Origin of the sequence: Methylobacterium sp. J-092 (assembly GCF_022829325.1) — a bacterium.
Lineage (GTDB): Bacteria > Pseudomonadota > Alphaproteobacteria > Rhizobiales > Beijerinckiaceae > Methylobacterium.
This window is the reverse complement of record NZ_JAKSXU010000184.1, coordinates 55,226-79,458: the sequence shown is the minus strand read 5'-3', so window position 1 is coordinate 79,458 and position 24,233 is coordinate 55,226. Positions and strand designations below refer to the sequence as shown.

The window sequence follows — 24,233 nt, the reverse complement described above, 5'->3', positions numbered from 1 at the left end:
ATCACTCGCCGTCGGGCGGCAGCGCTTCGGTGACCTGGACGCGCTGGGCCGGCGGCTCCGCCGCGGGCTCGGCCGTCTCGACCGCGGCCGCGACGGCGGCGACGCCCTCGTAGCGCGACAGGCGCCGGTCGATCATACCGTCGATCCGGTCGTAGACCTCGGCCACCGTGAGGTGGCGCCGCGCCTTGCCGGCGGCCTTGTCGGCCTTCTGCGTGAACAGCGCCCGGTTGGCCCGCGCCGCGCTGCGGAACTCGCGCTCGGCGACCTCGTCCGGGCGGTCGGCGCTCATCGTCAGGAATCGCCCGGCGCTCGACGTGCCGAGGAAATGCGCGAAGTACAGCTCCGACGTGGTCAGCGCCCGGCCGACGCGCGCCTCGATGCGCCCGCGGTCGCGCTTGATCAGCTCCGCCGCCATCAGCGCGGCGACGTAGGGGTCCTTGCGCAGCGACAGCACCCGGTCGCGCATCGGCGCGGCGACGGTGATCGCGGCGCCGCGGCCCTTCACGGCGGCCGCCTCGGCGTCGAGGCCGTAGCGGGCGCCGAAGTCGCGGATCATCTCGAGCCAGGTGGCGGTGACGAACTGGAACAGGCCCTCGGCCGACGAGGTCTGCGCCTTCACGTCGGTCGCGAAGCTGGATTCCTTGTCGGCCAGCGCCATCAGGTAGACCGGGTCGACGCCCGCTGCGGCGGCGGCCTTCAGGATCGTGTCGACGATCCGGCGCGGCACGCCGACCTTGCCGAAACGGATGGCGTCGTCGGTCTCCGGCGACGGCTGGGGCAGGGCGGCGAGGTCGGCGGCGATCAGCGCGCTGGTGGCCGGTTCCTGCTCGATGACGGGAACGCCGCTCCACTCGGAGGGGTTGTGGGAAGGTCCGGCGCTGGCCAGGTCGATCGCGGCGCGGGGACGCTCGTCGATCCGGTCGTGGGCCGAGGCCGCCGGCGCGAAGGCGGCCTGCGGCACGACGAACCCGGCGAGCAGGGCGGCCAGCCCCAGCGCGGCGCTCCTGCGGCGCAGGGCGGACGGGCGGCGAAATCCGGCCTCGTTCCGCTGCGTCCCGCACACGGCCCGCGGCAGCCAAACCACGGTGTCCACTTCACAATTCGACTCGATAGGCACGAGTCGGCTCACGTCGTCGGCGCAGAGCGCCGGCTCCGGGAAAACCCCCATTGCTGGTCCTTTTCGTGCCGCGGCGTTCATCGGCCGGGCTTCGATCAAGCGGCGGCTCTATCGCCGGATGCCGTGACCACAATGGGACGGCTCGGTGATCCAAGCGTGGCACGCTTAAGGAGTGGTTAACGCTCTCTTTTCACGCATTCTTAACCAGCCGTTCGGGTCCCATTCAGCCCTAGGTTGGCACAAAGATGTCGCATTCGGGCTTGGAACGTTGCACCCGAGCGCCAGTTAGCATGGGCCACGCAGGGCGGTCCGCATCGGCCCGTTCGAAGTCCCTGCGTCCGAAGCGTTTAAGGAATTTTCTCCCCATGAGCATGCAGACCGGTCGTCGCGTCGGCGTTGCGTTCGTCGGCATGGGTGGCGCCGTCGCCACCACAGCCATCGCCGGCATCGAGATGATCAAGTCCGGATCGAACCGCCTCGACGGTCTGCCTCTCGCGGGCGTCGCAGTCGCCGGAATGGCCGACTACAAGGATCTCGTCTTCGCGGGATGGGATCTGAACGGTGACGATCTCGCCTCCGCCGCGCAGGGGCACGGCGTGCTCACCAAGCAGGACATCGAGAACGGTGCCCAGGTGCTGAAGGGCATCCAGCCCTGGCCGGCCGTGGGCAGCGCGAAGTTCTGCAAGAACATCGACGGCGCAAACCGCATCGTCGCCGCCGACCATCGCGAGGCGGTGTCGATCATCGCCGCCGACCTCCGCCGCTTCAAGCAGGAGAGCAACCTCGACGAGGTCGTGGTGGTGAACCTCGCCTCCACCGAGCGCTGGCCCGACCTCACCGCCGCCGTGCTCAACTCGACCGAAGCCTTCGAGAAGGGCCTCGATACCAGCGACGAGCACATCTCGCCGGCGATGCTCTACGCCTATGCGGCGATCAAGAGCGGCGTGCCCTACGCCAACTTCACCCCGAGCATCGCCGCCGACGTGCCGGCGCTGCTGTCGCTCGCCACCGAGATGAACGTTCCGGTGGCCGGCAAGGACGGCAAGACCGGCCAGACCATGATGAAGACGGTTCTCGCACCGGCCTTCAAGGCGCGCGCCCTTCACGTCGACGGCTGGTTCTCGACCAACATCCTCGGCAACCGCGACGGCCTCGCCCTCAACGACCCGGCCTCGCTGCAGTCGAAGATCAACACCAAGGGCACGGTGCTCGACTCGATCCTCGGCTACCCGGTCGAGGATCACCTGGTCCACATCCACTATTACCGCCCGCGCGGCGACGACAAGGAAGCCTGGGACAACATCGACATCACCGGCTTCATGGGCCAGCGCATGCAGGTGAAGGTCAACTTCCTGTGCAAGGACTCGATCCTCGCAGCCCCGCTCGTCATCGAGATCGCCCGCGTCCTCGACCTCGCCAAGAAGCGCGGCGACGGCGGCGTGCAGGAGCAGCTTTCGACCTTCTTCAAGGCGCCGATGGTGAAGAACGGCCACGGTCCCGAGCACGATTTCGGCAAGCAGGGCAAGATGCTGCTCGATTGGCTGGACGGCGACCGCTGATGTCGGACGGCGTTCCGGCGACCGGCGCGTCCGGGCCTGCGGCGCCCGCCGAGCTGCGCGACCTGCTCGTCGAGATGAACGATCTCAAGCGCGTCCGGTCCGCCGGACGCGTCGGCTCCATCGCCGAGCGTCTGTTCGCGCAGGGTTGGAGTGCCCTGACGGGCGGAGCACCCGCCGAGGATGTGGCGCTCGACGTCGCCGCGACGGCTCTGGCCGCGACGCGGCTGTGCGATCTCGATGCCGCATTCCTGGCCGCTGCGGGCCTGCCGGACGAGGCCGTGTCGAGCGTCCTCGTCGAGGGGTTCGACAGCGTCACGACGGCGCTCGATCCTCACCTGCGCGATGCGCTTCGCGACCGGCTTCGCCATCGTGCCGAGCATCCGCAGGGCACGGTGCCGGGTTTCGTCGCGAGCCTGGCGCAGCAGCCGCGGGCGGGCGTCACCCGTCCCGGGCGTCCCCGCATCCTGCTCGAGCCCCCCGAGAACCATGCCGAGCACTGCCTCGTGGTCGCGGTCTACGGCGTCGTTCTGAGCCCGTTCTACCGGGCCGATCCGGCCACCGTGTTCCTCGCCGCGATGGCGCATCACTTCCACAACGCCGCGATGCCCGATGCCGGCTTCACCGGCGAGATGCTGCTCGGCGACCATCTCGGCCCGATCATGGCGCGGACGACCCAATGGGCGCTCGACGAGCTCGACGGCCCGCTGCGGGAATCGGTCGAGCGGGCTCGCGCGGTGCTGCCGGACGACGCGACGGCGGAAGGCCGGGCGTTTCATGCGGCCGACTGCATCGACCGCGTGCTGCAGATCGCGCAGCACCTGCGCGCGGCCTCGCTCACCATGGGCACGGTGCTCGACGAGATGGAGCTGGTCCATGCCGGGCCGGTCAAAGGCTTCCACGATCGCGTGCTCGCGGATATGCGCATTCCGTAGAACCGACGTCGCGGCGCTCGTTCCGCGACGGACATACGACGCCATGCCGTTCCTGCCGTGACCGCGCCCGCGGCATCAGAGTTCCGATGATTCCCTTCGACCTGCGGTCGCCCGCGACCGGCCATGCGCTGAAGCCCGACACGGCGCATTCCCTGCGCGATGCCGACGCCGGCGAGCGCTGGCCGGTGGTCGACGGCATCCCCTATCTCCGGGTCGGCCGCGCCGACCTCGTCGCCCGCGTTCTCGCGCATCTCGACGCCGGCGAGGGCGACGCGGCGCTCGCGCTCCTGCTCGCCGATCAGGACGATTGGTGGACCGGCCCGCCGGCCGAGCCGGCCGACCTCTCCGCGCTGATCGCCGGTCGCGCCACGGCGACCCTGCGCGATGCCGTCCGCCTGCTCGGCTGGGGCCGCGTCGGCGATTATTTCCTGCACCGGTGGAGCGACCCGACCTATCTCGCCGGCCTCGCCCTGCTCGAAGCGCACTGGAACGATCCGGTCTGCGTCTTCGAGTTCGCCTGCGGCATCGGCCACTACCTGCGCACCCTGAAGCAGCGCGGCTGCAAGGTCGCGGGCGCCGACGTGGTCTTCGCCAAGCTCTGGGTCGCCCGGCACTGGGTGGTCGGCGCCGGTGCGCAGCTCGTCTGCTTCGATGCCGGCTCGGCGCATTGGCCGATCCCGGGCGCGCCGGTGGACCTCGTCGTCTGCAACGATGCCTTCTACTTCCTCGACGAGAAGGCGGCGCTGCTCGACAACCTCCGCCAGAACGCCGGCGACGACGGCTGGCTGGCGCTCAGCCACATCCACAACAGCGACCGCCCCGGCTTCTCGGCCGGCCGCGCCGTCTCGGCCGACGAGATCGCCGAGCTGTTTCCCGACGCCCTCGTCTACGACGACGCCGAGCTGACCCGAGCCCTGGTCGCGGCGCGGGCGCCGAGCCCGCGCGCGCCGTCGGAGCTGCGGGCCTGCGAGGCGTTCTCGGTGGTCGCCGGGCCGGGGATGCGGCCGGCGCCGCGTTCCGTCGTGGACGGGCTGACGCTGCCGAAGGCCGGCGCCGACCTCGTCCTCAACCCGCTCTATCACCGCGACGAGACGGGCGGGTATGCCATCGCGTGGCCCTCGGAGCGCTACGAGGCCGAGTACGCGCCGCACGTCACCTACCCGCTGCGATCGCACGGTCCCGAAAGGCTGGTCTTTTCCGGCGGCATCGAGGCGGCGGAAGTCGAACGCGTGCGCAGCCGGGAATTCGTCGATCTCCCGGAGCGCTGGTGATGGATGCCGTCCGCTGGGGCATCGTCGGCTACGGCTGGGTCGCCCGCGACTACATGGCGCCGGGCATCCGCGCCGCCGGGCACCGCCTCGTCGCGGTGTGCGACCCGGGAGCGGCCTCCCGCGCCGCCGCCGAGGCCGAGGGTGCTCGCGCCTACGACAGCCTGGACCGGCTGGTCGACGACGCGGAGATCGAGGCGGTGTACGTCGCGACGCCCAATCACCTCCACCGGCAGGCGGTCGAGGCGCTGGCGGCGTCGGGCAAGGCGATCCTGTGCGAGAAGCCGATGGCGGCGAGCCTCGGCGACGCCGAGGCGATGGCCGCGGCGGTCGCACGGTCGGGGGCGTTCTACGGCACGGCGTTCGACCAGCGTCATCATCCCGGCCATCGCGCCCTGCGCGACCGGATCGCCGAAGGCCGGCTCGGCACGGTGACGGCGATCCGCATCGTCTACGCCTGCTGGCTCGGGCGCGACTGGGCGGCCTGCCCCGGCCAGGACAACTGGCGCATCGATCCGGCGCAGGCCGGCGGCGGCGCGTTGATGGATCTGGCGCCGCACGGCCTCGACCTCGTCGACTACCTCCTCGGCGAATCGCTGATGGACATCGCGGCCCTCACGCAGGCGCGGGCCCAGGATTACGCGGTCGACGACGGCGCGCTGCTGATCGGGCGGACCGAGAGCGGGGTGCTGGTGAGTCTCAACGTCGCCTACAACTGCCCCGACGCGCTGCCGCGCCGCCGCCTCGAGATCGTCGGCACCAAGGGCCTGCTCACCGCGATCGACACGATGGGCCAGACCGCCGGCGGCACCGTGACCTTCACCGACGGTGCGACCGGCGCCTCCGAGCCCGTCGCCTTCGACGCCGAGGCGTCGCCCTTCACCGAGCAGGTCCGGGCCTTCGGCTCGGCGCTGCGGCGTCCGGCGGAGCGGGAGGCCTACTCGGCGGCACGCGACCTCCACACCATGCGGCTGATCGCGCGGGCCTACGGCGCGCTCGCCCCAGCAGACGGACCGAACACGTGACCGAGAACGACCAGGACGACCGCGCCCGCGATCCGCGCATCAAGGCGCCGCGGCCCTACAGCTTCGGCGGCCCGCGCCGGATCGAGGGGCTGCCGCAGAACCTGCCGGAGCCGGTGCGCGCCTATCTCGACATCCTTCCGCCGGGCCGGATCGTCGGGTTCCCCCTGGCGCCGCTCGATCGCACCGGCATCCCGGTCTGGTTCGTCTCGCTGTTCCTCGACGATCCGTTCTTCGTCGGCGCGATGCCGTCCGGCATCGGCTACGGCGCCACCGACGACGAGGCGCTGATCGGCGCGGTCGCCGAAATCGCCGAGAACCTGATGCCGTCGCTCGCGGTGATGCCGCGCAAGAAGGAGCGCGCGAGCTACCACGACCTCGTCAAGGTCTACGGCGCCGGCTCGGTCGCCGACCCGCTGACCCTCTGCCTGCCGGCCGGCTCCCCGGTGGGGCGCGACACGGTGCTGGAATGGACCGCGGCGACGCGCGCCAAGACCGGTGCGATCGTGCTGATGCCGCTCGACATCGCGGCCACCGATTATTTCGAGCTGTCGGAGGGCTACAAGCCCTTCACCAACCTGATCACCAACGGCCTCGGTGCCGGGCCTGACGTGCCGTTCGCGCTCGGCCACGGCGTCCTCGAGCTGCTGCAACGCGACGGCAACGGCCTCCTGTTCCGTGCGCTCGACCAGGGCGTGATGCTCGACGTCTCGGAGGGCCTCGGACCCGAGACGCGGGCGATGCTCGACCGCCTCGACGCGCTCGGCATCCGGGCGCTGCCGAAATTCGCCACCGACCAGTTCGGGCTGACCAACCTCTACGTCGTCGGCTACGACAAGGAGCCGGCCGACGCCCCGGTGCCGATCGCGCTCTCGGCCTGCGGCGAGGCCTGCGACCCGGATCGCGAGCGGGCCTTGCGCAAGGCGCTGCTCGAGTTCCAGGCCGCCCGCGTGCGCAAGGCTTTCGGCCACGGGCCGCTCGCCTTCGCCGAGCGGGTGACGCCGCCGGGCTACGTCGGTGCGTTCATCGAGAAGGCGCTGCCGAGCCTCGACCTCGAGGAGAGCCGGGCGCTGAAGGCCATGCTCGAATGGATCGTGCTGCCCCCCGAGGGCCTGCGCGACGTCCTGAAGGACACGGTCTATTCCGAGCGGGCGACCAAGGCGTTCACCGACCTGCCGACGACCCCGGCCGCCGACGGTCACGCGCGCGGCAAGATCGCCTGCGACCGGCTCGACGAGGCCGGGTTCGACATCCTCTACGTCGACTGCTCGCCGGTGGGCGGCGCGGTCGGCGTTGTCAAGGCGATCGTGCCGGGGCTCGAGGTCGAGACCATGAGCTACTACCGCATCGGCGAGCGCAACGCCCGCAAGCTGATCGAGCGCGACCACCCGCTGATCACGTTCGGCACCCCGAGCGAGACCCTGCTGCCGGTTCGCCTGACGCCGGAGGCGATCGAGCGCTTCGGCGGCCAGCCGCTGTTCGACACCGCGCTGGCGGAGTCGATCGTCGGCAGCCACTATCCGCTCTACCGCGAGCCGGAATCGCACCATGCCCCGTTCCGGCTGGAGCAGACGGGGAGGGCCGCGTGACGCTTCGCTTCGCCTACAACACGAACGGTGCGGCCAACCATCGGCTCGACGACGCGATCGACCTGATCAAGGGCGCCGGCTACGACGGCGTCGCCCTGACACTCGACATCCACCACCTCGACCCCTTCGCGGAGGGCTGGGCGACGGAGGCCGGTCGGGTTGCCAGCCGCCTGGAGAAGCTGGAGCTCGGCTCGGTGATCGAGACCGGCGCCCGCTTCCTCCTCGACCCGCGCGCCAAGCACGAGCCGACGCTCGTCACCGCAGACGCCTCGGCCCGCGCGCGCCGCGTCGGCTTCCTCAAGCGTGCGATCGACATCGGCGCGATGCTGCATTCCGAGGCGGTCTCGTTCTGGGCCGGGGTGCCGCGACCGGGCGTCGACCCGGCCGAGGCGCGGGGCTGGCTCGTCGAAGGCTTGACCGAGGTCGTGGCCTACGCCGCCGAGAAGGGGGTGGTGCCGTGCCTCGAGCCCGAGCCGGGCATGCTGATCGAGACGCTGGACGACTTCGCCGCGCTCGAGGTGGGAGGCCTGCGCCTCGCCCTCGACACCGGCCATTGCCTCGTCACCGGCGAGCGCGACCCGGCGGCGGCGGTCCACGAATTCGCCGGACGCATCGGCACGGTGGCGATCGAGGACATGAAGCGCGGGGAGCACATCCACCTGCCCTTCGGCGAGGGCGACATGGACGTGCCCGGCATCCTCGAGGCGCTGGAAGCCATCCGCTACGACAAGCTGATCTGCGTGGAGCTGTCGCGCGAGAGCCATCGCGCCGATGCGATGATCCCGGCCTCGCTCGAATACCTCCGCAGCTGCCGGCGCGACGGACCGCCCCTTCCGGACGACCAGGAGACCCGGCGGCAATGAGGATCTGCTTCGTCAGCCGGCGCTACTTTCCGGCGATTTCCGGCATGAGCGTCTACGCGCAGAACCTGCTGCGCGAGCTGGTCCAAGCCGGCCACGACGTGACGATGGTCTCGCAGTATCGCGGCGACGCGTTCGGCACCCGCGTCTACGGCGGCGGCCCGCCGCCCGCGGTGCCGGGCGTGCGGGTGATCGGCCTCGAGCAGGTCGGCGAGCAGACGAGCGGCGACTTCGAGCGCGACATCGACACGATGGTCGCGACCATCCGCGACGAGCACGCGCGCAAGCCCTTCGACGTCCTGCACGCGCAGTACGGCTACCCGACCGGGTGGGCGGTGCTGCTGGCGTCCAAGGCGCTCGGCGTGCCGAACGTGGTCTCGATCCAGGGCGGCGACGGGCACTGGGTCGGGTCGTGCTGCGAGACCCACCGGGTCGCGATGTGCGAGGTGCTGGCCCACGCCAACGCCCTGCTGATCGGCGGCGCCTCCTTCGTCGACGAGGTCTGCGACCGGCTCGGCTCGGACCCGGCCCGCTTCACCATCGTGCCCGGCGCAGTCGACACCGCGCGGTTCGCCCGCGGCGGCGACGGCCTGCCGGCGCCCCATGACGGACCGGTCCGCCTGTTCTATCACGGCCGCGTCGACCGCCGGAAAGGCGTGCTCGACTTCATCCAGGCCCTGGCGATCCTGCGCGAACGCGGCACGCCGTTCGCCGCCACGATCTCGGGCATCGGCCCCGACGTGGAGTCCTCGCACGCGCTGGCCGCGGAACTCGGGTTCTCGGACGCCGAGATCCGTTTCACCGGCTACGCCGATTACGACACCGTTCCGAGCCTCTATCGACAGGCCGACGTCTTCGTGTCGCCGACCTACGCGGAAGGCTTCTCCAACACGATCCTGGAGGCGATGGCCGCGGGGCTCGCGGTCGTGTCCTGCCACGCGGTCGGCGTCTCGGACTGCCTGCGCGACGGGGAGAACGGCCTCCTGACGATGCCCGGCGACGTGCCGGCGCTAGCCGAGGCGCTGACGCGGATCGTCACCGACGCGACCTTGCGCCGCCGCCTCGCCGGGGCCGCCCTGGAGGAATGCCGCCGGGTGTACTCCTGGACGGCGGTCGGCCGGCAGATCATGGCGGTCTACGGCGAGGTCGTGCACGCGGCCCCGGCGACGGACTTCGCGGACACGCTCCCGCACGATCCGGCCTGCCGCTTCCGCGCCGAGCCGCACCTGCTCTAGCCGCAAGCCCCGATCCGATGCCCACCGCGCTCGCCCTGTCTCCCCACCTCGACGATGCCGCCTTCTCCTGCGGCGGCACGCTGGCGACCCTGGCCGCGTCGGGCTGGCGCGTGGTGATGGCGACGGTGTTCACGCAGAGCGTCCCCGGGCCGACCGGGTTCGCGCTCGCCTGCCAGCTGGACAAGGGGCTCGACGCGTCGGTGGACTACATGCGCCTGCGCCGCGCCGAGGACGAGGCGGCGGCCCGCTGCCTCGGGGTCGAGGTGCGTCACCTGCCGTTCCGCGAGGCGCCGCACCGCGGCTACGGCTCGGCGCCGGACCTCTTCGCCGAGCCCCGTGCCGACGACGGCATCGTCGAGCACCTGGTCCCCGCCTTCCGGGCGCTGCTCGAGGACATCGCACCGGACCTGATCCTCGCGCCGCAGGCGATCGGCGGCCATGTCGACCACCTGCAGGTGGTCGCGGCCTTCCGCAGGACCGGGTCGCGGCAGCCGGTGCTGTGGTGGCGGGATTTCCCCTACACCGTGCGCGACACCGTGCCGAAGGCGCCGCTCGCCGCCTCCTTCGCCGGCCTGCCGGTCCGCCAGGTCGATCTCGATCGGGCCGCGCAGGAGGCGAAGGCCGAGGCCTGCGCCGCCTACGCGACGCAGCTCGGCTTCCAGTTCGGCGGACGCGCGGCGCTGATGGACCGTCTCGGCGCCGAGGGCGGGCGCGAACGCGTCTCGGTCGCGGGCATCCTGCCCGACGGCTGTCCTGGGTGCGATGCGGCCGCCTGAGCCCGGCACGCCGAAGAGCCTGGCCGACCCGGAGGTTCTGGCGGCGCGACGGGCGATCCGCGATGCCGGCCACGTCGCGCCGCTCCGCGCGATGGCAGCCCGGATCGCCCGAGAGTTCGACGCCCCCGTTCCCGACCCGGATCCCCTCGACGGCGGCATCCACGCACGCCTGCTGCTCCTGCTGGAGACGCCGGGACCGGCGATCGTCCGCACCGGCTTCGTCTCGCGCGACAACCCCACCGGCACCGCGGCCAACCTGTTCCGCTTCCTCGCGGAGGCGGGGATCGCGCGGGCCGACACGCTCATCTGGAACGCGATCCCGTTCGTGATCCATGCCAAGGGCGCCCTGAACCGGGCACCGCGACGCTCCGAGATCCGTGCCGCGGCGCCCTGCCTCGCCCCGCTGCTCGCGCTCCTGCCCGACCTCGCCGTCGTCGTCCTGTCCGGCCGCATCGCCGGCATGGCGCGGGAGACCATCGCCGCGCTGAGGCCGGGTCTTCCGGTGGTCGCGATCCCGCATCCGAGCCCGACCTACGTCTGCACTGCGCCGGACGTGGCCGCGCGCATCCGCGCCGGGTTGGGCGAGGCCGGCGTCATCCTGCGGACATGCGGCACGGCGAGAACCGGCTTTTCCGTGCCCGATTGAGAACGAGCCGGTGCGGTCGCTGGCCTTGGAGCGCCGATGGTTCTACATGCGGGTCAACGGGCAACGGCCCGAAACATCCGGCATCGAACCCGCGGCCCGCTCGCCGGCCGGGCGGGATATCCGGCGGAGGCGGACGCCGATCGGAATGAACGTCCACGATCAGCATCGCGGAACGCGCGATCATGCCGAGACGGCCGCGCCAGACGCGCCGATCCCGGCCGATGCCACGGCGAGCAAGGGCCGGCGCAGCCGCTACGCCTGGCTCGGCACTGCGGCGAGCATCATCCTGTTCGCCGTCTCGCTCGGCGTCCTGTGGAAGCTGGTCCAGACCGTCACCTGGGCGGATCTGCGCAAGGCGTTCGTCGAGGCCAGCTCCGACCAGCTCGGCCTCGCCTTCCTGTTCGTCTTCGTCAGCTACCTCTTCCTCACCGGCTACGACGCGCTCGCCCTGCGACAGCTGCGGATCAAGGTGCCCTACCGGATCACCGCGCTCGCCTCGTTCACGAGCTACGCGGTGAGCTTCACGCTCGGCTTCCCGCTGCTGACCGCCGGCACGATCCGTTACTGGATCTATGCGCGCCAGGGCCTCACCGCGGCGAAGATCGCCGCGCTCACGGTCATCGCCGGCTTCACCTTCTGGCTCGGCATGGGCGTGGTGCTGGGTTTGAGCCTGATCATCGAGGCGAGCCAGCTCGCGGGCCTCGCCTTCACGTCGATCCGGATCAACCAGGGCGTCGGGCTGTTCGCGCTGGCCCTGGTGCTCGGCTATCTCGGCTGGGTCTCGGCCAAGCGCCGGCACGTCACCATCCGGCAATGGCGCCTGGAGCTGCCGGGCGCCTCCGTCTCCCTGGGGCAGATGGTGGTCGGCATCGGCGACGTCTGCGCGGCGGCCGCCGTGCTGTACGTGCTGATGCCGGCGGGCCTCTCCATCGGCTTCACCACCTTCCTGGCGATCTACGTCCTCGCGGCGATGCTCGGCATCGCCTCGAACGCGCCCGGCGGGCTCGGCGTGTTCGAGGCGACGATCCTGCTGGCGCTGTCGAGCCTGCCGCGGGAGCAGGTGCTGGGCTCTCTGCTGCTGTTCCGGATCTGCTACTACGTCGTGCCCTTCGTCACCGCGCTGGCGATGCTCGGCGCCTACGAGATCGTGAAGCGGGCGGGCCGCGCGCGCGGAGAGCCGTGAGCCTCGGCGGCCGCGAGCATGCCTGAGGCCGCCACGAGCCGAGCGGCCTGGACCAGCGCGGCGACGGCGGTCTCGCTCGTCGGTCTCTTCGCGTACCACCGCGGCCTCCTCGACGGGCCGATGATCGCGGCGGGGCTCGCGGCGATCTGCGTCGGCGGCTTTCTCGCCACCCGCGGGCGCGACGCGATCGCCGCCGCACCGAGCCTGCGCCAGACCGATCGCCACGCGGTCGCCGAGGCGCTGCTCGCCAACATCCCCGACCCGGTGATCCTCATCGACCGCCGCGCGGTGGTGATCGAGGCGAACCCGGCTGCGCGGGCCCTGCTGCCGGCCTTGCGCCTGCGCCACCCGCTCTCCTTCGCCCTGCGCGCGCCGGACGTGCTCGACGCGGTGGAGGCGGTGCTGCGGACCGGCGCGCCCGCGAAGACCACCTACGCCGTCCGCGTGCCGACCGAGCGCGCCTTCGAGGTCCAGATCGGCGCGCTGCCGATGCCGGAGGGCGGCCAGCCGAACGTGGTGCTGTTCCTGCGCGACCTCACCGCCGCGCGGCGCCTCGAGGCGATGCGGGTCGATTTCGTCGCCAATGCCAGCCACGAGCTGCGCACGCCGCTGGCCTCGCTCCTCGGCTTCATCGAGACGCTGCAGGGCCCGGCCCGGGCCGACGCGCCGGCCCGCGAGCGCTTCCTGGGCATCATGCACAGCCAGGCGCAGCGGATGACCCGGCTGATCGACGACCTGCTCTCGCTCTCGCGGATCGAGCTGCGCGAGCACGTGGCGCCGACCCAGGTGGTTGACCTCGGCACGATCGCCCGCCAGATGGTCGATGCGCAAGGGGCGCTCGCGGGAGCCCGCGGCGTCGTGGTCGTCCTGGAGGCGGGGGAGGGCGCGTATCCGGTGCTCGGCGAGCCGGACGAGCTGCTGCGCGTCGTCGAGAACCTGATCGAGAACGCGGTGAAGTACGGCGGCCGCAGCGTCGTCGTCGGCCTGGCGCGGACGCGCGACGCGCTGCTCGGCAGCCGCATCGTGCTGAGCGTGCGCGACGACGGGCCGGGCATCGCCCCCGAGCACCTGCCGCGCCTGACCGAGCGCTTCTACCGCATCGACGTGGCGTCGAGCCGCCAGAAGGGCGGCACCGGGCTCGGCCTCGCCATCGTCAAGCACAGCCTCAACCGCCACCGGGGCCGCCTCGCCTTCGAGAGCGAGGTCGGTGCCGGCACGGTGGTGCGCGTGACGCTTCCCGAGCACCGCCCCCGCGCCGCGGCGGAGCCGACGGCGGAGGCCGATCAGCCGTAGGCGGCGATCGCCCGGGCGGAGCCGGGCTCGGCCACCTCGAGCCCCGAGCCGACATACTCGTTGAGCTTGTTGCGCAACGTCCGGATCGAGATGCCGAGGATCTTGGCCGCATGGGTGCGGTTGCCGAGGCAATGGTCGAGGGTGTCGAGGATCAGGTCGCATTCGACCTGCGCCACGGTGCGGCCGACGAGCCCGCGGGTCGCGGCTTCCGCCACCTGGGCCGCGCGCGTCGCGGCACCGACCGGCGCGGCGATCGAGTCGCCCTCCGGCGTCAGGATCGCGTCGGCGCCGATCTCAGGGCCGGAGGCGAGCAGCACCGCCCGGTGCAGGGTGTTCTCGAGCTCGCGCACGTTGCCGCGCCACGGGTTCTTCAGCACCATCTCCTGCGCCGCCCGCCCGAGCGGCCGCACCGGCACGCCGTTCACCTCGGCATACTTCTTGGCGAAGTGCGCGGCGAGCTCGAGGATGTCGGCCGGGCGCTCGCGCAGGGGCGGCAGGCGCAGGTGGACGACGTTGAGGCGGTAGAACAGGTCCTCGCGGAACGTGCCCTTGCGGACCTCCTCGGCGAGGTTGCGGTTCGAGGTGGCGAGCACGCGGATGTCGACCTTGACCGGGGCCGAGCCGCCGACGCGGTCGATCACCCGCTCCTGCAGCGCCCGCAGCAGCTTGGATTGCAGGCGGACGTCCATCTCCGAAATCTCGTCCAGCAGCAGCGTGCCGCCGTTGGCCTCCTCGAAGCGGCCGATGCGCCGGGCGACCGCGCCGGTGAAGGCGCCCTTCTCGTGGCCGAACAGCTCGGATTCGAGCAGGGCCTCGGGGATCGCGGCGCAGTTGACCGAGACGAACGGCTTGTTGCCGCGTGCCGACTTCTGGTGGACGTGGCGGGCGAGCACCTCCTTGCCGGTGCCGCTCTCGCCGGTGATCAGCACCGAGGCCTCCGAGCGGGCGATCTGCTCGGCCAGGCGCACCACCTTCTCCATCGAGGCGTCGCGCCAGACGAAGGCGCGTCCGTCCGCCGAGACCGCCTCGAGCACGGCGGCGATCAGGTCCGGGTCCGGGGGGAGGGGGATGTACTCCTTGGCGCCCGCCTGGATCGCGGCGACGGCGGCCTTCGCGTCGGTGGTGACGCCGCAGGCGACGACCGGGGTGCGGATGCGCTCCTCGCTCAGCGCCGCGACGAGGTCGCGGATCGAGAGCCCGACATCGATCATGATGAGGTCGGCGCCCTTGGCGCGCAGGACGTTCAGCCCCTGCGCGACGCCGTCGGCCTGTGTCACCGCCGCCCCGCGGTTCATCGCGATCTTCGAGGCGGTGATCAGCTCGCCGTTGAGCCGTCCGATGATCAAGAGCCGCATCGCGGTGTCTCCGTTCCAACTGTGTCGGCGCCGCGGACCGCCCCGTCGTGCACGGCGGAGCGCGGGGCCCGGGTCTCAAGAGGTCAGCGGTCGCCCTTGACGATCTCGGTCATCGTCACCCCGAGGCGGTCCTCGACCAGAACGACCTCGCCGCGGGCGACGAGGCGGTTGTTGACGAAGATGTCGACCGCCTCGCCGACCTTGCGGTCGAGCTCCAGCACCGCCCCGGGGGCGAGGCGGAGCAGGTCGCCGATCGGCATCCGCACGGCACCGAGCACCGCCGACACCATCACCGGCACGTCGAAGAGCTGCTCGAGGTCGGAGGCGCTCTTGGGCGTCGTCGGCACGTCGCGGATCGAATCCTCGCCCGCGAAGGCCGGATCCTGGTCGCCGAGCTGCGGCAGGCTGAAATCGTCGGACATCGGGCTCTTTCGATCTCTCAGGGTTCGACGGTGGTGCCGAGGGCATCGAGGACCGCGGCCTCGATGCGGGCGCGCTCGCGCACGATCCCGCCGTCGGCCCACTCGATGCGGGCGTCGCCCGACGCCATGTCGGGATCGCCCAGCACCACGAGGCGGCCCTCGTAGCCGCGCTCGCGCGCCAACCGCTTCATCAGCCCCTCGGCCTCCTCGACGAGGCCGTCATGGACGCGCACGACAAGGTGCGGCACGCCGCGCAGGTGCTGGAGGGCGGCACGCGCCGCCTCGCCGATCGCGGCGAGCGGCCGGGCGTCGAGGGCGTCGCCCGCGATCTTGCGGGCGAGCAGCACCGCCACCTCGACCGCCTGGTCCTCGCGCGCCACGTCGCGGGCGTCGGCCTGCGCGATCAGCCCGGCGGCGGCGAGCGACAGGCGGGTCATCGCATCGGACAGCCGCGCCTGCGCCTGGGCCTCGGCCTGAGCGCGGCCCTCCTGCACGCCGCGGGCGTGGGCGTGGGCGGCGGCCTCGTCGGCGGCCTCGGCCGCGCGCACGCTCTCGCGGCTCGGCTGCGGCCGGCGGAAGTCGGTCTCGAACAGGAACGGCGTCTTGGCCGGAGCGGGCTTGGCGTTCAATAGACCAGCTCCTCCTCGGCGCTGTTCTTGGCGATCATGATCTCGCCCTTGTCGGCGAGGTCCTTGGCGAGCTCGGTCATCTTGGCCTGGGCCTCGTCCACCTCCTTGAGGCGGATCGGGCCGATCGAGCCCATCTCGTCGGTGAGGTTCTTGGCGGCGCGGGTCGACATCTGCGCCAGGAAGAAGCCGCGCACGCGCTCGTCGGCGCCCTTCAGCGCCCGGCACAAGGTCTCGTTGTCGACCGAGCGCATCAGCGTCTGCACGCTGCCGGGATCGAGCTTGAGCAGGTCCTCGAAGGTGAACATCAGCTCGCGGATGCGCTTGGCCGAGCCGCGGTTGCCCTGGTCGAGGGCGGCCAGGAACCGGCCCTCGGTCTGGCGGTCGAAGGCGTTGAAGACGTCGGCCATCATCTCGTGCGCGTCGCGGCGGGCGGATTGCGCGATGGTGGCGACGAACTCGACGCGCAACGTCTCCTCGATGTGGCGGAGCGCCTCCTTCTGCACGGTCTCCATCCGCAGCATCCGGTTGAGCACGTCGATGGCGAATTCCTCCGGCAGCAGGGTGAGCACCTTGGCCGCGTAGTCGGAGCGCACCTTCGACAGCACCACGGCGACGGTCTGCGGGTACTCGTTGCGCAGGAAGGCGGCGAGGATCTCGGGATCGACCTGGGCGATCGAGGCCCAGACCCGCTTGCCCGAGGCGCCCTTGATCTCGGCCATGATCATCGAGACCTGCTCGGTGGGGAAGATCTTCAGCAGCAGCGACTCCGTGCGCTCGAAGTTCGAGGTGATGCCGCCGCCGGTCGACAGCCGCGAGACGAAGTCGATAATCAGCTTCTCGACCGTCTCGGCCTCCAGCGATCCGAGCTGGACCATCGCGTGCGAGACCGTCTTGATCTCGTCCTCCTCCAGGCGCTGCCAGATCGGCGCCCCCTCGGCCTCGCCGAGCAGCAGCAGCAGCGCGGCGGCACGTTGCGGCCCCGGCATCGACGCGAACGCCGATCCCCCGAGGTCCTGCAAGCTCTCAACCAGTCCCGCACCCGCCGCCATCGTCCCGTCCCCTCCTCAAAGCCACTCGGTCGTCGTTCGCATCGTGCCGGCTACGGCGTTTCCTGGATCCAGTTGCGCAGGACCTCGACCGTCTCGGACGGGCTGGCGCGGACCATGTCGACCACCCGCTGCACGGTGTCAGCCTGGATCTGCCCGTTGATCTTGGCGAATTCCATCAGCCGGGCGGTCTGGTTCTCCCGCGGCACCAGGATCGTGCCGCCGGCTTCGATGTCCACCCCGCCCGCCGCGCCCGCCGCACCGAGCAGCGGCGTCGCCGCCGGGTCGGAGGCGAGCACGCGGCGCAGCAGCGGACGCACGACGACGAGCAGCACGATCAGGGTGAGCAAGGCGAGCACGCCGAGCTCGACGAACCGCATCACGTCTTCCTTGGTCGGGCTGAGCAGCGACTGGATCAGCGTCGGCTCGACGAAGTCGGCCGGGGTCGGCGCCTCGGCGAAGCGCAGGTTCACCACCTCGATCTGGTCGCCGCGCGCCTTGTCGAAGCCGACGGTGCTGCGCACCAGGGCCGCGATCCGCTCGATCTCGGCCGCGGGCCGGGGCTGGTAGGCGACCTTGCCGTCGGGGCCGGGCGCGTAGGCGCCGTCGACCAGCACCGCCACCGAGAGGCGCTTCACCCGGCCGCCCTCGACCACCTCGGTCCGCGTGACCTTGGAGATCTCGTAGTTCGTGGTCTCCTCGTTCTTGTTCGAGGAATCCTTCTGCGCGGGCGCCTTGTCCTGGGCCGCGCCGGGCAGCTCGTTGCCGACGCTGACCGAGCCCTCGTTGTTGGCGGTCTGCGAGGCCTCGGTGCGGGTCTGGCTCGAGCGTACCACGCGGCTCTCGGGGTCGAAGGTCTCCGAGCGGCTCTCGACGCGGTTCATGTCGAGCTCGGCCGAGACCTGGACGCGGGCACGGCCCGGCCCGACGATGCCGGCGACGATCTCCTCGATCTGCGAGCGCAAGCGGCGCTCGAGTCCGGTCTGCTTCTCCTCGAAGGCGCCGGCCTCGCCCTGCTCGCCGCGGGCGCCGTCGGCCAGGAGCCGGCCGCGCTCGTCGACGATCGAGACGCGCTCGGGCTTCAGGCCCTCGACCGCGGAGGCGGCCAGGTGCCGGATCGCGCGGACCTGGCCAACATCGAGGTCGCCCATCAGCTTTAGGACGATGGCGGCGCTCGGCAGCTCGCGGTCGCGCTCGAACAGGCGGCGCTCGGGCAGGACGAGGTGGACGCGGGCGGCCTGGACCCGGCCGATCGCCCGGATCGAGCGCGACAGCTCGCCTTCGAGCGCGCGCAGGTGGTTCACGTTCTGGACGAAGTTGGTCGACGAGAACGCGTCGCCCTTGTCGAAGATCTCGTAGCCGACGCCGGCCTGGCTCGGCAGGCCCTTGCCGGCGAGGTCCATGCGCAGGCGGGGCAGGTCGGCGCGCGGCGCCATCACGGTCTGGCCGGTGTCGCCCCGGGTCTCGTAGCGGATGCCGCGGGCATCGAGGTCGCGCACCACGGCGGCCGCATCCTGGGCCGACAGGTCGGCGAACAGCACGCCCATGTCGGGGCGCGAGACCCGCAGGATCACGAAGGCGAAGAAGCCGATGAGGGTCAGCGTCACCGCCGCCATCGCGGCGAGGCGCGCCGGTCCGAGCTTGGTGACGAGATCGAGAACCGGCTTCACGGCTGTTACACGCCCACCCCAGGCGGGCGCCGCGATCGGCCCCGCCCGGCAGAATTTGCCCAGGCCGTGGTTAGCGGGCGGTTAACGAATGGCCGCCGCCCCTCCATCGCCGAGGCCCTCCAAGCAGCGAAGCCGCATCCGCGGGAGGCGGATGCGGCTTCGCGTGAAACCGGCGGCGACCGCGCGGGCTGAACCGCGCCGGCCGGGGCACGGGGTCGAGTCAGTGGCGGTAATGCTGGATGCGCGTGGTGCGCAGGCCGGCAAGGCCGTGCTGGTCGATCGAGAACTGCCAGCTCAGGAACTCCTCGGTGGTGAGGGTGTAGCGCTGGCAAGCCTCTTCCAGGCTAAGGAGACCGCCGCGGACGGCGGCCACCACTTCGGCCTTCCGGCGGATCACCCATCGACGGGTGCTCGTGGGCGGCAGGTCGGCGATCGTCAGGGGACTTCCATCGGGCCCGATCACGTATTTCACTCTCGGGCGGTGCGGTTCGGTCATGATACGCTCTACAACTCGACTGACCTGTCGAGCCATCAACCTACTTGCGCGGGCTTAAAACATGTTGAAGCGGATCACTCGGAAGTGATTCGTTATCCCGAGGTTGTGGACAACCCGATCCCGGTGACGCTGGAGAGCGGCACGCGCGAGGTGCCGATGACCAGGACCGGGTTGGCCCCGCTGAGGTCGACCTCGTCCACGGTGCCGGTCGTCTCGGTCGCGACCGAGACGGCGGCGCCGGTCGCATCGGTGGCCGAGACCTTGATCGAGTAGGTGCCCGCCGCCGAGGCAAGCCCGGACGAGTTCTTGCCGTTCCAGGAGAAGGTCTGGGGGCCGGCGGCGAGCGACGTCGTCTGGGTGCCGACGACGTTGCCGTTGGAATCGGAGATCGTCACCACCGCCTTGGTCGCCGCGCGCGCCGGCGTCAGGCTCCAGGTCGCGGAGCCGTCCTTGAGGTCGGCGGTGGTGCCGTCGGTGGTGATGGTCTTGCCGATGTAGCTCGTGGCCGAGGCCGAGCTCGCCGCCTTGCTGCTCGCCAGGATGCTGTCGAGGCGGTCGTTGCCCTTGAGCTGCTGCTCCACCTGCGCGAACTGCACCAGCTGCTGCGTGAACTGGTTGGTGTCCATCGGGTCGAGCGGGTTCTGGTTCTTGAGCTGCGTCGTCAGCAGGGTCAAGAACTGCGTGAAGTTGCTCGCCAGCGTCGCGCTGTCGGCGGTCTTGCCCGTGCTGCTCGAAGAGGCCGCACTGGTCAGGCTGGAAATGCCGCTGGTCATCGTGGGGGCCTCCTCAGATTCGGATGTCGAGGCCGCTCAGGCCCCGGAGCGCGCGCGTCGGCGCGATCTCCGCGACGGCGGCCTCGGAAGGGGTGCCGGGCGGGGCGCTGCCGCGGCCGGGCTGCCCGCCGCGCTGCGCGGTCTCCCCGCCGGATCCGCCGTCGCTGCGCAGCGACATCGTGATGCCACCCTGCGACGGGTCGAGCCCAGCCTGGGCCAGTGCCTGCTGCAGGCTGCCGGCATCGCGCTTGAGCATCGCCAGGGTCTCGACGCGCTCGACGACGAGATGCGTCGTGACGGTGCCCTTGTCCTTGTCGATGTCGAGGGTGACGTCGACGCGGCCCAGCTCGAGCGGATCGAGCCGGATCTGGAACTCGCTCGATCCGGCGAGCGACCGCAGCCCGATCGTCATCGGCACCTGACCGAGCGGCACCGGCGCCGCTGTCGGCTGGGCCGCGGCCTTGTCCGCGGCGATCGGCGAGGAGCCGGACGGCGCGGCCTGGGCCTTGGCGACGGGGTCCGGCGTCGCGGGTCCGGCCGACGCGGCGTCGGTGAGCGCGGCGAAGAGGTCGGCCTTGGCCGCCGTGCCCGGCCCGGCATCCGCGCCGGCCACCGCATCGTCACCCGTCGCGTCCGCGGGCGATGCCGTCCCGCCGGCGATCTCGGCCAGCCCGGCGGCCGCCGTCGTGCCCGCGACGCCGACGCCGGCTGCCGCCGTCGCGCCGGTGCCGGCCGACATCACCTTCGCGGCGGCGCCGAAACGCGTCGGAGGCGCAGCGGCGAGGACGAGCGCGAGGGTCGGGGTCGCGAGAGCGACGTCGGCCGCCTTCGGGTCGGCACCCTTCGCGTCGGCGGCCTTCGCGTCGGTGACCTTGCCGTCCTCGGTCTCGGCCGCCGCGGTCTTCGTCGGCGCCGGCTTGCCGGCGGAGGCCGCCGAGGCGTCCTCCGTCGGCGGCGCATCGTCCTGGGGCGGCGCTTCCGCCTCGGGCTGGGTCGGGCCGGCATCGCGGGCGGTCGCCGCCGTGCCAAATCGCGAGGGAGCGGGATCGGACGGCGCGGCACCCGCGCCCGGCGCGGCCGGGCCGGCCTTCGCGGATGCGTCGCGGATTGCAGCGGCGCGGGCCGTTTTGGCGTCGGCGGCAGCGAGGTCGGCGGCCTTGGCGCGGTCGGCCCGGCCGGCGGCGGTCGCGTCCGCGCTGCGCTGGCGCTCGGCGGCGTTGCGGGCCTGGGCGTTGTCCTTGGCGGTGGCGGCTTCGAGATCGCGGCCGAAGCGGGCATGCGCCGCCGCCGCATCCGCCAGGTCGCGCGTCGTCGCGCGGGCGGATGCCCGCGCCGCCGCATCCACGAAGTCCGTCGTTCCCACCGCCATGCACGCTCTCCTGCGGGAGGCGGAGCAAGCGACAGGCCAGCGCGTGCGCCGAGCCAAGATACTGAGAAACATCGTCTTTCGGCGACGGACCGGCTAGGGGATCATGCCGCCGCGGGCCGATGCTGCCGCGTGCCCGGCAGGACTTGCCGGGGCGGTCGACCGCGGCGATCGGGACGCGCCCTGGAAACGCCGAACGACACACACTATAGACAGGCCCGTGCGGCGGGATCTTCGCAGACCCGTGCCGCCGTCAGACCCGGCGCCATGAACTCCCTCGATCTTGCCAAGCCCCCGCACGAGACGCGCGTCGTTGTCGCCATGTCCGGCGGCGTCGATTCCTCCGTCGTGGCCGGGCTGCTGAAGCGCCAGGGCTACGACGTCGTCGGCATCACCCTGCAGCTCTACGACCACGGCGCCGCGACCCATCGCAAGGGCGCGTGCTGCGCCGGCCAGGACATCCACGACGCCCGCCGCGTCGCCGAGCGCCTCGGCATTCCGCACTACGTCCTCGACTACGAGGACCGCTTCCGCGACGCGGTGATCGACCGGTTCGCCGAGAGCTACCTCGCCGGCGAGACGCCGATCCCGTGCGTCGAGTGCAACCGTTCGATCAAGTTCCGCGACCTGCTGGCGACCGCCCGCGACCTCGACGCCGACTGCCTCGCCACCGGCCATTACGTCGCGAGCCGGGCGCTGCCGGGGGAGGGCGGGCGCCGCGCGCTCTACCGCGCCCTCGATCCGGCGCGCGACCAGAGCTACTTCCTCTACGCCACGACGCAGGACCAGCTCGACTTCCTGCGGTTCCCGCTCGGCGAGCTGCCCAAGGACGAGACCCGGCGCCTGGCGCGCGAGCTGGAGCTGGTGGTGTCGGAGAAGCCAGACAGCCAGGACATCTGCTTCGTGCCGCAGGGCCGCTACGCCGACGTGATCGCGCGGCTCCGCCCCGACGCCGCGCGGCCGGGCGAGATCGTGGATCTCGAAGGCCAGGCGCTCGGGCGCCATGAGGGCATCATCCACTACACCGTCGGCCAGCGCCGCGGCCTGCGCGTGGCCTCGCCCGAGCCGCTCTACGTGGTCCGGCTCGAGCCCGACACCGCCCGCGTGGTGGTCGGCCCGCGCACCGCGCTGGCGACCCACCGCATCCGGCTCACCGACGTGAACTGGCTCGGGGCACCGGGCCCCGTCTCCGACATGGCGGTCGCGGTGCGCGTGCGCTCGACGCGCGAGCCGCGCCTTGCCCGGCTCGACTACGACCCCGCGACCGGCGCCGCCGAGATCGTCCTGGCCGTGCCCGAGGACGGGGTCTCGCCGGGCCAGGCCTGCGCGATCTACGCCGACGAGACCCCGCGCGGACGCGTGCTCGGCGGCGGCACGATCCGCCGCATCGACGCGGCCTCGGCCGGCGCGGCGAGAGCCGCGTGATCCGACGCGGCCCGCTCTGAACATCCCCCTCGAGACCGGAAGAGAACACGAATGCTGAGCGAGCCGGAGGCCGGGCCGAGCACCGCCCTGATGCGCAAGGCCTATGCCCGCTGGGCGCCGGTCTACGACGTGGTCTACGACAAGCTCACCGAGCCGGCCGCCCGGGCCGCGGTGGCCGCCGCCGCCGAGAGCGGCCCGCGCATCCTCGAGGCCGGCGTCGGCACCGGCCTGTCGCTCGGCTACTACCCGCGCGCCAGCTTCGTCTGCGGCGTCGACCTGTCCGAGGACATGCTGAAGCGCGCCCGCCGCAAGGTGCAGCGCCGCGGCCTTACCCACGTGAAGGGCCTGCAGGTGATGGACGTCTGCCGCCTCGGCTACGCCGATGCGTCGTTCGACGCGGTGGTGGCGCAGTTCCTGATCACCCTGGTGCCCGACCCGGAAGCCGCCCTGTCCGAGTTCCTGCGGGTGGTCCGCCCCGGCGGCGGCATCGTGCTCGCCAACCATTTCGGGCAGACCGAGGGACCGGTGGCGAAGGTCGAGGAGATCGTCGCGCCGCTCTGCACGAAGATCGGCTGGTCGTCGGACTTCAAGTCGACCCGGATCGAGGCCTGGGCGCGGCGCAACGGCGTCGAGTTCATCGGCGTCGCGCCGACCTTCCCGGGCGGGTTCTTCAAGATCCTGCGGATGCGTAAGCCCGCGTGACCGCGGCCGGCGCGACGCCGCCCGAGCGTCCGCGCTCCGCCCGCCGCCGCGCGCTGCGCTGGCTGCCCCTGGCGCTGCTGATCGCGCTGTCGATCGCCGTGCTGGTCTCGGGCGCGTCGCAGCTCCTCAGCCTCGACCGGCTGCTCGAGTCGCGGCAATGGCTGCGCGCCTTCGTCGAGGCGGACCGCCCGCGCGCCCTCGTGCTGGCCTACCTGATCTATGTCGGCTCCGTCGTCGTCTCGGTGCCGGCGACGCTGATCCTCACCATGGTGTGCGGCTTCCTGTTCGGCATCGTCACCGGCGCGATCGTCGCCGTCTGCGCCGCCACCACAGGCGCCGCGATCGTCTTCGCGATCGGCCGCGGGGTGGCCTCGGACCTGCTGCGGCGGGTGGCCGGCCCGCGGCTCGGCGCGCTCGCCGAGGGGTTCCGCAACGATGCCTTCGGCTACATCGTGTTCCTGCGCCTGCTGCCGCTGTTCCCGTTCTGGATGACCAATCTCGGCCCGGCCGCGTTCGGCGTGGCGCTGCGCACCTTCGTGCTCGCCACCGCCTGCGGCCTGCTGCCCGGCGCCTTCGTCTACGCGGCGACCGGCGCCGGCATCGAGGACGTGGTCGCGGCCCATGCGGACGCGAAAGCAGTATGCCTGTCCGCCGGCGGCAGCGATTGCGACAACGCGCTGAGCTTCCGCGCGCTGGTGACGCCGCGGATGGTGATCGGCCTCGGCAGCCTCGGCCTGTTCGCGCTGCTCTCGATCGGCCTGCGGCGGCGCTTCATCCGGCGCAACGCGGGCTGATCCGCGGGACCGCTCGACCTTCGCGGGACGCGATTATCCCCACGCTGCGTACTGAAAATCGCGTTCGCGCGCCGA

23 protein-coding genes are annotated in these 24,233 nt (G+C 71.9%); 14 read left to right on the top strand and 9 right to left on the bottom strand.

Annotated elements, in window-relative coordinates; all coding sequences use genetic code 11:
• Position 1 precedes the first annotated feature (1 nt).
• Positions 2-1,168: a transglycosylase SLT domain-containing protein gene (locus tag MKK60_RS21860; protein WP_243988556.1), complete on the bottom strand. Its 1,167-nt coding sequence runs from the start codon at positions 1,166-1,168 to the stop codon at positions 2-4.
• 314 nt (positions 1,169-1,482) lie between these two features.
• Between MKK60_RS21860 and MKK60_RS21855 the strand changes: the two genes are divergently transcribed.
• The 11 genes from MKK60_RS21855 (at position 1,483) to MKK60_RS21805 (ending at position 13,480) form a co-directional block, all read left to right on the top strand.
• Positions 1,483-2,676, top strand: coding sequence for an inositol-3-phosphate synthase (locus MKK60_RS21855; RefSeq protein ID WP_147728787.1), 1,194 nt, complete (start codon positions 1,483-1,485; stop codon positions 2,674-2,676).
• Positions 2,676-3,608: an HD domain-containing protein gene (locus MKK60_RS21850; protein ID WP_243988555.1), complete on the top strand. Its 933-nt coding sequence runs from the start codon at positions 2,676-2,678 to the stop codon at positions 3,606-3,608. Before MKK60_RS21855 ends, MKK60_RS21850 begins: the two co-directional genes overlap by 1 nt.
• Positions 3,609-3,694: 86 nt before the next feature.
• Positions 3,695-4,879 (top strand): class I SAM-dependent methyltransferase, encoded by a 1,185-nt coding sequence (locus MKK60_RS21845; protein ID WP_243988554.1) that lies wholly within the window; start codon positions 3,695-3,697, stop codon positions 4,877-4,879.
• The gene (locus tag MKK60_RS21840; protein ID WP_243988553.1) at positions 4,879-5,901 is read left to right on the top strand and encodes a Gfo/Idh/MocA family protein; all 1,023 of its coding nucleotides are present in this window, start codon (positions 4,879-4,881) and stop codon (positions 5,899-5,901) included. The genes MKK60_RS21845 and MKK60_RS21840 overlap by 1 nt, the downstream gene beginning before the upstream one ends.
• Positions 5,898-7,487 carry a YcaO-like family protein gene (locus MKK60_RS21835; protein WP_243988552.1) on the top strand — a complete coding sequence of 530 codons (1,590 nt, stop codon included), beginning with the start codon at positions 5,898-5,900 and terminating at the stop codon, positions 7,485-7,487. Before MKK60_RS21840 ends, MKK60_RS21835 begins: the two co-directional genes overlap by 4 nt.
• Positions 7,484-8,350, top strand: a complete 867-nt coding sequence (locus MKK60_RS21830; protein WP_147727062.1) for a sugar phosphate isomerase/epimerase family protein — start codon at positions 7,484-7,486, stop codon at positions 8,348-8,350. The genes MKK60_RS21835 and MKK60_RS21830 overlap by 4 nt, the downstream gene beginning before the upstream one ends.
• Positions 8,347-9,582 carry a glycosyltransferase family 4 protein gene (locus tag MKK60_RS21825; protein WP_243988551.1) on the top strand — a complete coding sequence of 412 codons (1,236 nt, stop codon included), beginning with the start codon at positions 8,347-8,349 and terminating at the stop codon, positions 9,580-9,582. Before MKK60_RS21830 ends, MKK60_RS21825 begins: the two co-directional genes overlap by 4 nt.
• A gap of 17 nt (positions 9,583-9,599) precedes the next feature.
• On the top strand, positions 9,600-10,358 hold the full coding sequence (locus tag MKK60_RS21820) for a PIG-L deacetylase family protein (protein ID WP_243988550.1): 759 nt from the start codon (positions 9,600-9,602) through the stop codon (positions 10,356-10,358).
• A complete protein-coding gene (locus tag MKK60_RS21815; RefSeq protein ID WP_243988549.1) occupies positions 10,345-11,004 on the top strand; it encodes a uracil-DNA glycosylase in 660 nt (219 codons plus the stop codon). Before MKK60_RS21820 ends, MKK60_RS21815 begins: the two co-directional genes overlap by 14 nt.
• Before the next feature lie 145 nt (positions 11,005-11,149).
• Positions 11,150-12,187 (top strand): lysylphosphatidylglycerol synthase domain-containing protein, encoded by a 1,038-nt coding sequence (locus tag MKK60_RS21810; RefSeq protein ID WP_243988548.1) that lies wholly within the window; start codon positions 11,150-11,152, stop codon positions 12,185-12,187.
• A gap of 18 nt (positions 12,188-12,205) precedes the next feature.
• Positions 12,206-13,480 (top strand): ATP-binding protein, encoded by a 1,275-nt coding sequence (locus MKK60_RS21805; protein WP_243988547.1) that lies wholly within the window; start codon positions 12,206-12,208, stop codon positions 13,478-13,480.
• Here the strand turns inward: MKK60_RS21805 and MKK60_RS21800 are convergent.
• The 8 genes from MKK60_RS21800 to MKK60_RS21765 all read right to left on the bottom strand — a co-directional run bounded on the left by MKK60_RS21800 (position 13,471) and on the right by MKK60_RS21765 (position 21,240).
• On the bottom strand, positions 13,471-14,835 hold the full coding sequence (locus tag MKK60_RS21800; protein WP_147727057.1) for a sigma-54-dependent transcriptional regulator: 1,365 nt from the start codon (positions 14,833-14,835) through the stop codon (positions 13,471-13,473). The two genes, MKK60_RS21805 and MKK60_RS21800, sit on opposite strands and share 10 nt — an antisense overlap.
• An 83-nt stretch (positions 14,836-14,918) precedes the next feature.
• A complete protein-coding gene (gene fliN, locus MKK60_RS21795) occupies positions 14,919-15,257 on the bottom strand; it encodes a flagellar motor switch protein FliN (protein ID WP_147727056.1) in 339 nt (112 codons plus the stop codon).
• A gap of 17 nt (positions 15,258-15,274) precedes the next feature.
• On the bottom strand, positions 15,275-15,886 hold the full coding sequence (locus MKK60_RS21790; protein WP_147859732.1) for a FliH/SctL family protein: 612 nt from the start codon (positions 15,884-15,886) through the stop codon (positions 15,275-15,277).
• Entirely contained in the window at positions 15,883-16,935 is a 1,053-nt protein-coding gene (locus MKK60_RS21785; protein ID WP_243988546.1) for a flagellar motor switch protein FliG, read from the bottom strand. The genes MKK60_RS21790 and MKK60_RS21785 overlap by 4 nt, the downstream gene beginning before the upstream one ends.
• A gap of 50 nt (positions 16,936-16,985) precedes the next feature.
• Complete coding sequence (fliF, locus tag MKK60_RS21780) at positions 16,986-18,602, bottom strand: flagellar basal-body MS-ring/collar protein FliF (protein WP_243988545.1); 1,617 nt, start codon at positions 18,600-18,602, stop codon at positions 16,986-16,988.
• 220 nt (positions 18,603-18,822) lie between these two features.
• Positions 18,823-19,098 carry a DUF1153 domain-containing protein gene (locus tag MKK60_RS21775; protein WP_147728884.1) on the bottom strand — a complete coding sequence of 92 codons (276 nt, stop codon included), beginning with the start codon at positions 19,096-19,098 and terminating at the stop codon, positions 18,823-18,825.
• A 92-nt stretch (positions 19,099-19,190) separates the two neighbouring features.
• On the bottom strand, positions 19,191-19,871 hold the full coding sequence (locus MKK60_RS21770) for a flagellar hook assembly protein FlgD (RefSeq protein ID WP_243935999.1): 681 nt from the start codon (positions 19,869-19,871) through the stop codon (positions 19,191-19,193).
• Between the two features lie 13 nt (positions 19,872-19,884).
• Positions 19,885-21,240, bottom strand: a complete 1,356-nt coding sequence (locus MKK60_RS21765; RefSeq protein ID WP_243988544.1) for a flagellar hook-length control protein FliK — start codon at positions 21,238-21,240, stop codon at positions 19,885-19,887.
• 264 nt (positions 21,241-21,504) lie between these two features.
• Here MKK60_RS21765 and mnmA point away from each other — a divergent pair, with 264 nt between their 5' ends.
• From mnmA to MKK60_RS21750, 3 genes are read left to right on the top strand one after another with little or no spacing between them, the layout of a single operon-like run.
• A complete protein-coding gene (gene mnmA / locus MKK60_RS21760; protein WP_243988543.1) occupies positions 21,505-22,662 on the top strand; it encodes a tRNA 2-thiouridine(34) synthase MnmA in 1,158 nt (385 codons plus the stop codon).
• Positions 22,663-22,713: 51 nt separating this feature from the next.
• Positions 22,714-23,364 carry a class I SAM-dependent methyltransferase gene (locus tag MKK60_RS21755; protein ID WP_147729569.1) on the top strand — a complete coding sequence of 217 codons (651 nt, stop codon included), beginning with the start codon at positions 22,714-22,716 and terminating at the stop codon, positions 23,362-23,364.
• Complete coding sequence (locus tag MKK60_RS21750; RefSeq protein WP_243988542.1) at positions 23,361-24,158, top strand: TVP38/TMEM64 family protein; 798 nt, start codon at positions 23,361-23,363, stop codon at positions 24,156-24,158. The genes MKK60_RS21755 and MKK60_RS21750 overlap by 4 nt, the downstream gene beginning before the upstream one ends.
• The last annotated feature ends 75 nt before the right edge of the window (positions 24,159-24,233 follow it).